The following is an 11,442-nucleotide window of genomic DNA, read 5'->3' as shown; positions in this document are numbered from 1 at the left end:
CCTTTATTTCCAGTTACCGACTGCTTTTTTTAGCGCCATTTCCGCGCTCAATGCATCGTAATGCGCTGCAATGGAACTGGACTGCGCCTTGTTGCGAGCGGTTTCGGATTCGATGTAGCGCGTGACCGTCGTCATTCCGGCCCGACGCTCTTCATGCACCAGTCTTTGCGCCTCTTCAGCCGCCTGCACCGAGGTTTCGGCGACATGCAGCCGCGTCAATGCTTCTTGCAGTTTCAAGAAAGCGGTTTTGACTTCCTGCTCGATGGCCAGCTTGGTTTTTCGCTCCATTTCGCGCATTTCCTTCGCCTTTCTTTCCGCGGCACTGACCCGCTGTTTGGTATTGAAACCGGAAAACAGATTCATTTCCACGGCGACTCCGACAGTGACATTGTCCTTCTGCCCGGAAAAGCCGGGCGATTGGCTGTTCTGGCCGTAGCTGACAAACGCATCGGCCTTGGGCAGATAGGCACCTAGCTCGGCCTTGAGTTCGCGCTCGCTGATTTCCACCTGCCTGGCCGCCGCCATGATTTCCGGGCGTCTGGCCAGCGCCTGCTCAAGCATTTCGTCAAACGATCCGGTCGGCTGAGGTTTGGTCAGTTTGGATGTTGCGGCAACAGCAAACGCCATGGAATGCTCCAGTCCGAGCAGATTGGCGATGCTGGTTTTGGATAGTTCGATGGCATTGGCGGCCCTAATTTCGGCTTCTTGCGCTTCGGCCAGTTTGACATCCAAGGACAACACTTCGGATTTCAACGCTGTTCCCGCTTCGTATTGCAGTTTGGTTTGTTTGAGTTCGCTAGAAATCGCATGGATCGAGTCTTTCGCGACTTTCAGCGCTTCCTGCGCCGCCAGATAAGCGTAGTAAGAAACCGTCACCGCTTCCACCAGCGCATTTCTCACGGTCGAGCGCTCGAATTCGGCGGCATCGATGCCCAGTTCGGCTGCTTTGCTTTTCTGATAATCCTGTCCGCCGCGAAAAAGCGACATCGTGCCGATGATTTCCGGGCGGAAATTCTGCCGGTAGCCCGGGCTATTGATGTTCTGCATGGCATTGGCATCAAAATCCCGCTGCGCCACGATCATGGCAAACACCTGCGCCGGATTGTTGGAGTTCTCGTAACTGGCCCGCGCCGAGATCTGCGGGTAAAACGCGGAAAGCGCCATGCCCAGGCGGGCTTCTGCCTGTTTGATGCGTTCGGCGGCGATCTGCAAGTCGGGGTTGTTGGCCAAGGCGTAATCAATGGCCTGATCGAGCGTAAATACCTGCGCAACTGGTTTTTTCGCAGCCACTGCACTGGTATCCGGCCCGAAAACCGTATTCTCGTTTGCCGCCGAATGCGATGACATCGCGATCAATATCAGGATGGATACCAGCTTGTTTTGAATTATTTTTGGCATATCTCACGTAGAAGCGGCAACCAGCCGACGTTATCACCCGGCCGGAAAAAATAGAACCGGCTCAGTACAAACAGCAGGCAAGCAGAAAGCTTTTGTTCTCTGGTTTTGCGTTTCCGCGCATTTTCATCCAATTCGAGTTTCAACGGAACGGCACGCAAGCGATCAGAACGCGCTCCCCGGCTTAACCCCCAATTTCTTCAGGAACATGGCCATCGGGCAGAATCCTGTGAATGCCGATTGCAACAAATTTGTGCCGACAAAGGCAGTAAACCACAGCCAGTTATTGGAATGAAAATGAGCCAGCAACAAACTCAATAAAATAAAGCTGCCCGCAACTGCCATAACTGCTCTATCCAATGTCATTTTATTCACCTTTTTCCTTTAACCGGGTAAGTCCCATCAGTTTGAGGATTAATTTCTCATAATAGGGTTCAGTGATACCTTTGCGAATTTTACGCATGAAATATTGCTCAAAACCGATTTTCGCCAGATGCACCCATTTTCCTTCCGAAGACCATGTGGTATTGCGCGGCGGAATTTGCGGCTGCGCCAGAAAAGCCACGCCGGTATCACCAAAATCGGCCAAGCATAAGGCATTCCATGTCGCCTTGTGCGACGGTTCCTTGCCGGACAGCTCTTCGGCAATGTTATGAGCGACCGCGGTTACCATGGATTCGATCATATACCCGGTTTTGGGTGCGCCGACCGGCAGCGGTGTTTTTTCAATCGGCGGAATGGCGATACAGACGCCGACCGAATAAATATTTTTGTAAGCCTTGTTGCGCTGATATTCATCCACTAGAACAAAACCGCGCGGATTCACCAGACCTTGCGCCTTGACATGGCGCACCGCATCGACGCCGGTAAAGGCGGGCAGCATCATGGAGTGTTTGAAGGGTAGTTCGTGCTTTTTTTTGTCGTGACCGTCTTCGTCGACTTCGGTCACAAAAATCATCCCAGGTTCAATCTTGTCGACTCGGGCATTCGTTATCCATTTGATGGTTTTGTCGCGCAAGGCGCTTTCCAGCAAACCCTTGGTGTCGCCGACACCGCCTAGCCCGAGGTGGCCGATATAAGGCTCCGAGGTTACAAAGATCATCGGCACTTTGTCGCGCATTTTCTTTTTACGCAATTCGGTTTCAAGAACCATCAGATATTCATACGCCGGGCCGAAACAAGAGGCACCCTGAACCGCGCCGACAACAATCGGACCGGGATTTTCGATAAATTTGCGCCAGTCTTTCGCGGCAACGGCGGCATGGTCGACATGACAGACCGATGAGGTATAACCCTGCGGCCCCAATCCTGGAATTTCATCGAATGCTAGCCGCGGTCCTGTCGCGATGATCAGGAAATCGTAGGCCACGGCGGATTCATCCGCGAGGATCACTTGATTGTTGTCAGGGTCGATGGATGATGCCGCTTTCTGAATGAACGTGATACCCTTACTTTGCATCACGGGCGCAAGCTCGATTTTCAACTCTTCCGCCGTGCGCCACCCGGGCGGGACCCAGACATTCGACGGCACAAAATGGAACGTCGGCGAATCCGATATCACGATTACTTCATGATGCTGACCGGCAACTTCCATCATTTCATAAGCCATCGGTACACCGCCGATACCCGCACCCAAAATAACAATACGTGCCATGTCTGCCTCCTTGAATGCTATTGAACATTATCCCCAACCGCATGGGACCAAACTGGAGCTTTGTTTATTTAAGACTACTACTCGACCATTCGTCAATTAATTATATAACAAAATATAAAAAGATAATATGATAGAGCAATAATTTCCTATCGGGCTCCGTGCTTCATTCAGTCTCGATTCAGACAACTCACACTACAGTGATCCCATCGGAAATTCGTGTGGAAAGTACGGCTGAAAGGAGAAGCAAAATGAACATTGCTGAAAGTAAATCATTCTTTTGCAAGCTGGGTGTGCACATTCAAACTTGGTTGTTCCTTGTACTAGCCGTTCTGCTGCTTTCCGGTTGTAAAACCGTGCCCATTCAGGATAGGAATTTTGCTGAAAGTAGCGGTTTCTGGGAGCAAGACGAGAATATGGGGGTTCGCTTTCATCACAACGCCAGTGCGAGCGATGCCGTCATCGGAACGCTCTATGCGTCGGGCAAGAGTGTGCTGCTGAATGGCGATCAAGTAAAAGTTTCCGCGCCGGTAAAGAATAACGCGTTCATAAGCTCGGGGATGCAAAGCGGCGCGCGCATTGAATTCAAAGCATCGGATTCAACCTGCTCGATACGCATCGACCGATTCAATGCCGGCAAAGCGTACGCCGACACATCGAGTTGTCTGCATGACATCGAGACACTGCATGCCAGGATACAAGCCCAAAACGCAGTCCTGCAAATCAACGTGTCGCAACAGCAAACCAGCATCATGGTGCTCAGTGGCACGATCGAAGTGATGACGCGGGAGGATACCGGGAAATTCGTGGTTGTCCGGGCGGATCAAAAAATTACCGTCACGCCGGATGCCATCGGACAACCCCACGCCCTGGGGCCGGATGAGCTATGGCAACGCATGCGCTGGCGCGAGGATTTTCAGCTCTATAAAACCGTTGTTGACTGGAGAAAAGTAGTGGCGGGCGTTGCTATCGTTGCGCTTGTCGCCGTTGCGATACTATTCGGTAAAGGCCGTGGCGGCGGTGGGCATAGTCACGGTTTTCCTCGGCATCGTTAGATGCTTTGTTTATGACTTGATTCCTCTTGCGGGCATAAGGTGATGTTTGAGTCGTGCTAATCGCCAGTCTTTAAGATGAAATGAGTTTTAAGTTGCAATGGGTGTTTCTATTTACGTCTCGGATCTCTACTTCAACTAACCATTTACCCATCGGAACATTCGGGAGCGTCACTTGCAACGATGGATTAGCTCGCATTGTGCTAAAAGTGAATATCATCATCTTCAAACACAAAAGGGCCAGAGTACCGATAGATAGATTGAAGTGTATCTGCAACGACCTTCTTGGTCTTCACATTTCCATTCAGAAGGCTTGCGCCCTCTGTTCCGAAAGGCGCCCATATGTTCAATGAGTCGCCCGATCTATTCCAGTAAAGGTTGATGGACGCAGCATCAGGTGCCTTGATATTGTTGTGGAAAAGAGGCCACCTGATTTCCCAGGCAGCCTGTTTGCGGAATTCTTCCAACAGGATATTCAGGCGATTGCCGTCTTTCGCAATATCTCGATAGAAAGCATCGCATTCGGAGCCGAACCACTGACAGTTTGCCGAGTGTAGGGTGCTGTAATCTGGAAGTGCGCCTGCGAAAGCATTGGCGTGAAGAAATCGTATTCTTGAAAAGGTTTCGCGCTTCTTGATGATGTAACGCGCAATGTAGTGCTCGCTTTCCACCGCGATGGCCTCAATAGAGCGACCGGAGAACATGAGGCGAAAGAGATCTGCGTCAACAATCGATAGTAAGTTGAACTGATAGATGGCCGGTGTCTTCTTGCGTTGTGGCAATGCGCCAAGCTCATAGGCTTGTGCCTTCATTAACGATGTTACCGCTGTGAAAATGTTTTTGTCGTTCTGCGGAACACCGGAATCCCTCTTCATTTCTTGAAATGCAAAGACTTCTACCGCGGGAGTCTGAAGGGCTGTGATGACTCCATGTTTTGCGATTCCATCGTGATAGCGTTTAGCGAAGCCTGCACTAGATAGCTGATAGGCAAGAGCCTTATCGTTTGACCATGCATGGAGCGGCTGCCAATCGGAGTTAGGATCTTTCAGATCGATGTCTCTTGCCAGGAGCGCCCAAGCATTTGTCTCGTTCTTCTTGCAGCTGATGATAAGTGTCGTGTAGACGTCAAAGTGTTGAACTCGAGTCGCTTGATACGCGATCAAATCAATCTCACGAACTGACTCTTCAGCATCATCAACGTAATACCTGTTGCTAATGACTGTCCACTTCGCGGCTTTCAGTTCCTGCGCGATGCGGTTCTCAAGAACGAAACCGGTTTTCGCAATCTGGTTGGTGAAGTGTGTATGCGACATTTGTTGTGGGTTAACTAGAATTAGAGATCACGACAGATGTGATCTGTCATTGTATGCGTCATATGATATCTTTACGTTTCATAGGGTTTGATTCATTCATTCATTCATTCATTCAGCTCTCATCATAACAAACTTTGCCAGAGCCATAATCAGCTGCAGATTTCACGCGAATCTCAAAACACCATCACATGATCCACCCAATACCGGCCATCCCGGTGCACCAGCACCATTTCCGCGACAAATTCGCCGGGTGCTTTCGTGAAGTGTTGTTTCCAGATGATCGCTACCGAATCCGGGCGGCGGAGGACGGCGATGGGGGTGCGGGTGGTGAAGTAGCCTTTCTCCGTTTGGTACTGCTGGCAGACGCATTCTAGATAGTCCGGCGTGACGATGGCTTTCAATCGACCGGTGAAATCGCGGACATGCCGGGCGTGATCGCGTTGCGTTGAGGCTTCCATCAAATTGTCCATGATCGGATCGGCGATCGCCAGAATCTGCTGTTCGCTCATTGTTTCAAAGTTCAGAGTCATGTTCTTCAACGCTAAAACCGGGTTTTATTCCGCGATGCTGATGCCCGAGCCGCCCATTTCCTTCGGAACGTCTTTCATCTTGGGTAATCCGTCCGCGATGCGCAGCACGGATTCCTGGTAGTGCACGTGAATGGCCGGTTGGAACGAAAAATTCTGCAGAATGGGGGCAAATACATCGATGAGATTCCAGCCGGGATGCTCGGAATAAATGTGGCCGCCGCATGTTTTGCACCATTTGCGTGAACTTTGCGGTGTTTTGTTGTAGGTGTCGATGTTTTCCGCGCCGCGCGTGATTTGCATGGCTGTGGGTTTCCACAGCGTGAAAGCGTTGACCGGACCGGCAGACCAATGCCGGCAGGATTCGCAATGACAATAGCCCATCGCGTCCGGCTCACCGGTTACGGTGAACTCAACCGCGCCGCAAAAACAATGGCCTTTGTATACCTTTTGATCCATGGGAATCTCCTTGAAGGTTTCGTCTATGAACAGGAAGTGTCCGGCTACCGGATCGTTACTTTCCTTGCGTGTTTTCCAGATCGGACTGTTTCTTATAAGTTTCATAAGAAGCACCGGCATTGGCCATGCAGCGCTCGCGTTCCTGTTGATCCACCAGCCGGGTGCATTGGTTGCGTTGCCACGCTTGGCCGGTGGAGTAGAGTTGCTGAGTAGCGCAGCCGGTTGCAACCGTCAGAGCGGCAGTAGCGAAGGCTGTGGCCAGGATGCGGAAATTCATGCGGCGTGTTCGTTGCTGACGACGTTGATCATCCAGGCGATGCCGAAGCGGTCGGTGAGCATGCCGAAGCGCGGCGACCAGAAAGTTTTGGTCAGCGGCATTTGCACTTGGCCGCCGTCGGATAGCGCGGAAAAATAACGATCCGCTTCGGCTTCGGTGGCGACTGAGATCGACAGTGAAAAGCCTTTGAATTGCGCTCCCACTTCGCAGCCGTCCGAAGCCATCAGCACATTACCGGCGATGCGGAAACTGGCGTGCATGACTTTGTTTTCAAAACCTGGCGGCAACATGCCGGGTGGCGTGGGATCGGGGCTTTCGCTGAAGCGCATCAGCATGTCGACTTGCGCGCCGAGTGCGGTGCGGTAGAATTCGAGCGCTTCTTCGCAGCGCCCGCCGAACATCAAATACGGTTGAATTAAAGGGCTGGCCATGATGATTCCTCCTTTTGCTGAGCGTTACAAAGTTTTTAGATACTCAATGATCGCAAACGCGCCGTCCTTGTCGCCAGACCAGTTGAGACGGTAGGTTTTCTTGCCTTCGACGATATCCTTGTCGTGACCTTTGTTGCTCAACGCAGGAACCGCGTTGGTCTGGAACACATAACCTTCTTCTTTACCGCTTGTCTGTTGCGAGTTCCAGGAGAAACCGAGCAGTTTTTGGTCGTAATCGAGGCGGCTTTTGACAAAACTGGCCGGGCGCTCTTCCGGCACCAGCAGATGGTAAACCGTCGGCACCGTGCCGTTGTGCAAATACGGCGCTTGCGCCCACACACCGCTCAACGGCCGCGCATTGTAGCCGTGGTGTTCGCTGTTGGGCGACATCAGCAAGTCTTTTTTACCGGCCAGCGAGACGCCGTCAAACTCGGCGCAAGGCTTAATGTCTTTGTTGTACAGCCGGATGGTGGTATCCGGGGAGCAGTTGTCGTACAACCCCTTGCGCGCAGCGTAGTTCAGCACTGCACCGACCACGTAAGCCCGTTTCATGCTGGTGCCGAGGTTGTCGTAGACCTTGCCGTTTTTCGGCTGATGGCAATCGGCGCAGTGTTCGGCGAATAAGTCCTGTCCCTTTTTAGCTAATGCAATATCGACTGCAAAGGGATAAGGGCTGGCGGGCAGGCCATCGAGCAATTCCTCGGCGAATGCGGCGACGCGCACGTCGGTCTGTTCCAAGCCCAGTGTCAGCATGGCGACCAAGTTGCGGTAGATTGGCATTGGTATATTGCCGTTCCATTGCCCGCCGCCGTTGATCAGCCGTTTATGACTTTCATCCCAGCTGGCGAGGCGCTTGTCTTGTTCCCAGACCGACATGAAATCGGTAATGCCCGGCTCCGGCGGCAGGACGATACCAGCAAACCATTTCAATATCGGTGTGCTGCGCAAACCGATATAGCCATTGATCGCGCTCAAGCCGGTGGCGTCGGCCATGCCAGGAAATCCAGCGATCATCGCGGATTCAAGACCGGGGTAGTTTTTGGCGATCAAAGCACCAAAGCCTTCGTATTCGGCTTCGACGCGTTGCGCATATTTTTTCACCGTTTGCCCGGCGGTTTTCTTGAACAGTGCAATCTGCGCCGCTTCGTAATTCGCGTCAAAGTTTCTGCCCGCGGATTGGTAATTGTTGTAAAAATAATTCGGGTTTTTCTGATGCGTGGCATCCAATGTGTCCAGCAGTTTTTGCGTTAACACGGCGTAGCGGTCATCGCCGGTTTTGCCCGCGTAGGCTTTTTGCAGGGTTTGGTATGCTTTGACGCGGAACTGCACAATGTTGAACGAAGCATTCACCCCGCCGTCGAGGTAATCCATTTGTCCGTTTTCCAGCCGTACGCGGCCAATGTGGCAAGCGCCGCAAGTAAACGAGGCGTAGTCGATGTTGCCTTGCGCTTCGGCCCGCGATAAGCCGCTAAAACCGATACCACGCGCGACCGGGAAAGTTTTTTGCCGTTCGTCGATGAACAGGCCGACCGCGTCGAGAAAATTCTCTTCGCTGCCCCACAGTTCCGGCGCGAGTTTCGGCAACAGTTTCAAGACCAGATAGGGAATGCCGTCGGCTTCACTGAAAGCAAAATTGCCGAACCAGTCGTAAGCGACCTGATGCGACTCGAGATAGTCCGCTTTTTTCTGCACTATTTTGGCTTGCGCCTGCGGCCAGTTATCCGGCACCGGGCTGACATAGGCCGGAGGAGAAGGGGCTTCCAATGGATGCGAACTACAAGCTGCGAGGGTGATGGCGGATAGGGCAAACAGAACAGCGATCCGGTTTTTCATGGACATTCCTTGTCGTGAGGTTGTATAGAAGGCTCCAGGCTGTGCGGCATTTCTCAGCGCGGGCCGGTTGCCGCTTGGCTTTGATGGCGCATCGGGAGCGGATTAACCGGTTTTTTTGATTTTATCCTGTGTATATGTGCGTTACTGTACAGATCCAATTCAAAGATGATTGTAATGTAACTTCCGGGCAGTGGAATAAGTAATTCACGCCCGGGTTGCAACTATCCGGTTGCGGCTGAAAAGTTTTCAGGAGAAATTCCTGATTTCAATTATTTTCTCAGGGAGAAAAAACATGCAATTCAATAAAATGAAATGTACTCAGTTAGTGACCGTCATCGTATTGACTTTTTGCGCATTTGCCGTGAATGCAGAAAAAAGCCACGTGCCCGCGCCGATGAATAAAGACCAAGTAGACGGCAGAATCGATGAAGCCGAAGGTAAAGTTAAGGAAGCCACTGGCGTGATACTGGACGATAAAAAAATGCAAACGGAAGGCAATGTTCAGAAAAATGTCGGCAAAGCCCAGAAGGGTTATGGTGACCTCAAGCAAGATATTGAACAAGGTAAATGACACGAGCAAAGCTCAACAGGACCGGCGAATCGCGGTAGACTGACGGACTTTGTCTGTTGGAATCCGCGCTGCGCGATAGGAGAGTGACCGTACTGTGAACATTAAGAATTCGATCGAAACCAAATTGCAATCACTGCAACCGCAATTTCTGGAAGTGGTTAATGAAAGCCACCAGCATAATGTACCGGTAGGATCCGAATCCCATTTCAAGGTGACGATCGTTTCCGGTGCATTTCAGGGCAAAATGCTTGTGGCGCGTCACCGGATGGTGAATCAAATCCTGGCTGATGAGCTGGCGCAATCGATTCATGCGCTTGTTCTGCACACCATGACGATGGAGGAATGGTTTGAAAAGAACGGAACACGCAACGATTCGCCGCCATGCTTGGGGGGTTCCAAATCCCAATAGATCGGGGAAATCAAGACACGGGAACACCGGAATCCTGGAATCAGGATAACAACGACAAATAGATTTCCCGGTAAGCCGTTGCGCTGGTATGCCAGCTGAAGTCTTTTGCCATGCCGTTTTTCTGCAAGCGATGCCAGATTTTTTTGTCATGATAAGCCGCTGCCGCGCGTTTGATGGTGGCGAGTAGATGCTCCGCGCTCATCGTGTCGAATACAAACCCGCTGGCACTGCCATTGGCCAGGGTTTGCGGTGTGCAGTCGACTACGGTGTCGAGCAGGCCACCGGTTGCATGTACTACAGGCGGCGTGCCGTAGCGCTGGCTGTACATTTGATTCAGGCCACACGGTTCAAAGCGTGACGGCATCAGGAAGCAATCCGCGCCGGCTTCGATCAAATGCGATAGCGCCTCGTTAAAGCCGATGCGCACGGCGATGGTACCGGGATGAGCCTGCGCCAGCATTGACAGCTGGTGTTCCAATTGTGCTTGGTCGCTGCCGAGCACGATCAGTTGCGCGGGGATTTTTACCAGTTGCGGCGCTATCTCGATCAGCACATCGATTCCTTTCTGGTGGCTCAAGCGGCTGATCACACCGAATAGCGGGATCTCGGCATTTACCGTCAGTTCCATCTGCTGTTGCAATGCGCTCTTGTTGAGCGCTTTATCCGCGAGTTTTTTACTGCTGTAGTTTTTGACCAGATGCCGGTCGGCCGCGGGATCCCACTCGTTGACGTCAATGCCATTCACGATTCCGGTCAAATGGCTGCGGCGCGCGGCCAGTAATCCTTGCAAGCCGAATCCCAACGTTTGCGCTTGGATTTCCTCTGCGTAGTTTGGGCTGACCGTGGTGATGTGATTGGCATAAAAAAGCCCTGCTTTGAGAAACGATAGATTGCCGTAATATTCCACGCCGTTGATAGCGAAACTGTGCGGCGGCAATCCCAGTTGCACCACGCTGCCGGGCGGGAAAACACCCTGGAATGCGAGGTTATGGATTGTCATCAACGTGGCGGCTTTTTTACCGGGGTGAAAATGCAGGTAAGCGGGCGTGAGACCGCTTTGCCAGTCGTTGCAGTGCGCAATGTGCGGGCGCCAGGCGATCGGACTGGCATCGCTGGCCAAAATAGCGCCGATTCTCGACAGTAAGCCGAAACGCAGCGCATTGTCCGGCCAGTCGCGTCCGAATTCATCCATGTAAGGCCCGCCATCGCGGTTATACAATCCAGGGCAATCGATGACAAAAACCGGAATGTGCTCGGCTTTGCTCAGCGAAAGCCGTGCCGACAGCAAGGTGGCGGGAGGGAATTGCGGCAGTGCCGTGAACTCGGCCACTTTGGATTTGTATTTAACCCCGGCCAGGACTTGCGGGTAACCCGGCAGCAGCAGACGCACATCGGTATGCAATGCGCGTAATGCGGCGGGCAATGCCGCGCTGACATCGCCTAAGCCGCCGGTTTTACAAAGTGGAAAAACTTCCGGCGTGATGAATAGAACACGCAGTTCTTGCGGTGAAGGCATGAGGATTG

Annotated in this window: 13 protein-coding genes; 3 read left to right on the top strand and 10 right to left on the bottom strand. The window is 52.2% G+C overall.

What is annotated here, in order from left to right; genetic code table 11:
* Nucleotides 1–3: 3 nt before the first annotated feature.
* From BLU57_RS06270 to BLU57_RS06260, 3 genes are all read right to left on the bottom strand, one after another.
* Complete coding sequence (locus BLU57_RS06270; protein WP_090317949.1) at nucleotides 4–1,398, bottom strand: TolC family protein; 1,395 nt, start codon at nucleotides 1,396–1,398, stop codon at nucleotides 4–6.
* A 162-nt stretch (nucleotides 1,399–1,560) separates the two neighbouring features.
* Nucleotides 1,561–1,761, bottom strand: a complete 201-nt coding sequence (locus tag BLU57_RS06265; protein WP_090317947.1) for a YgaP family membrane protein — start codon at nucleotides 1,759–1,761, stop codon at nucleotides 1,561–1,563.
* Between the two features lies 1 nt (nucleotide 1,762).
* Complete coding sequence (locus BLU57_RS06260) at nucleotides 1,763–3,049, bottom strand: NAD(P)/FAD-dependent oxidoreductase (protein WP_090317944.1); 1,287 nt, start codon at nucleotides 3,047–3,049, stop codon at nucleotides 1,763–1,765.
* Between the two features lie 248 nt (nucleotides 3,050–3,297).
* On the opposite strand from BLU57_RS06260, the gene BLU57_RS06255 reads away from it, so the two are divergent.
* Nucleotides 3,298–4,101 carry a hypothetical protein gene (locus BLU57_RS06255; protein ID WP_090317941.1) on the top strand — a complete coding sequence of 268 codons (804 nt, stop codon included), beginning with the start codon at nucleotides 3,298–3,300 and terminating at the stop codon, nucleotides 4,099–4,101.
* Between the two features lie 200 nt (nucleotides 4,102–4,301).
* On the opposite strand, the gene BLU57_RS06250 is transcribed toward BLU57_RS06255, so the two are convergent.
* The 6 genes from BLU57_RS06250 to BLU57_RS06225 form a co-directional block, all read right to left on the bottom strand.
* Nucleotides 4,302–5,411, bottom strand: a complete 1,110-nt coding sequence (locus tag BLU57_RS06250) for a hypothetical protein (RefSeq protein WP_090317939.1) — start codon at nucleotides 5,409–5,411, stop codon at nucleotides 4,302–4,304.
* A gap of 173 nt (nucleotides 5,412–5,584) precedes the next feature.
* Nucleotides 5,585–5,941, bottom strand: coding sequence for a hypothetical protein (locus BLU57_RS06245; protein WP_090317936.1), 357 nt, complete (start codon nucleotides 5,939–5,941; stop codon nucleotides 5,585–5,587).
* A 24-nt stretch (nucleotides 5,942–5,965) separates the two neighbouring features.
* Entirely contained in the window at nucleotides 5,966–6,502 is a 537-nt protein-coding gene (locus BLU57_RS06240; protein ID WP_256206184.1) for a GFA family protein, read from the bottom strand.
* Nucleotides 6,453–6,674 carry a hypothetical protein gene (locus BLU57_RS06235; RefSeq protein WP_090317930.1) on the bottom strand — a complete coding sequence of 74 codons (222 nt, stop codon included), beginning with the start codon at nucleotides 6,672–6,674 and terminating at the stop codon, nucleotides 6,453–6,455. Before BLU57_RS06235 ends, BLU57_RS06240 begins: the two co-directional genes overlap by 50 nt.
* Nucleotides 6,671–7,105: a VOC family protein gene (locus BLU57_RS06230; RefSeq protein WP_090317927.1), complete on the bottom strand. Its 435-nt coding sequence runs from the start codon at nucleotides 7,103–7,105 to the stop codon at nucleotides 6,671–6,673. Before BLU57_RS06230 ends, BLU57_RS06235 begins: the two co-directional genes overlap by 4 nt.
* A 24-nt stretch (nucleotides 7,106–7,129) precedes the next feature.
* The gene (locus BLU57_RS06225) at nucleotides 7,130–8,938 is read right to left on the bottom strand and encodes a c-type cytochrome (RefSeq protein ID WP_090317924.1); all 1,809 of its coding nucleotides are present in this window, start codon (nucleotides 8,936–8,938) and stop codon (nucleotides 7,130–7,132) included.
* Nucleotides 8,939–9,230: 292 nt separating this feature from the next.
* On the opposite strand from BLU57_RS06225, the gene BLU57_RS16225 reads away from it, so the two are divergent.
* Together BLU57_RS16225 and BLU57_RS06215 are read left to right on the top strand one after the other, a co-directional pair.
* Nucleotides 9,231–9,509: a CsbD family protein gene (locus tag BLU57_RS16225; RefSeq protein ID WP_090317921.1), complete on the top strand. Its 279-nt coding sequence runs from the start codon at nucleotides 9,231–9,233 to the stop codon at nucleotides 9,507–9,509.
* A gap of 94 nt (nucleotides 9,510–9,603) precedes the next feature.
* On the top strand, nucleotides 9,604–9,918 hold the full coding sequence (locus tag BLU57_RS06215; protein ID WP_090317917.1) for a BolA family protein: 315 nt from the start codon (nucleotides 9,604–9,606) through the stop codon (nucleotides 9,916–9,918).
* 40 nt (nucleotides 9,919–9,958) lie between these two features.
* On the opposite strand, the gene glgA is transcribed toward BLU57_RS06215, so the two are convergent.
* Nucleotides 9,959–11,434, bottom strand: coding sequence for a glycogen synthase GlgA (gene glgA / locus BLU57_RS06210; RefSeq protein WP_090317914.1), 1,476 nt, complete (start codon nucleotides 11,432–11,434; stop codon nucleotides 9,959–9,961).
* Nucleotides 11,435–11,442: the final 8 nt, after the last annotated feature.

Origin of the sequence: Nitrosomonas oligotropha (assembly GCF_900106555.1) — a bacterium.
Classification (GTDB): domain Bacteria; phylum Pseudomonadota; class Gammaproteobacteria; order Burkholderiales; family Nitrosomonadaceae; genus Nitrosomonas; species Nitrosomonas oligotropha_A.
This window is presented reverse-complemented; position numbering and strand designations above follow the sequence as displayed.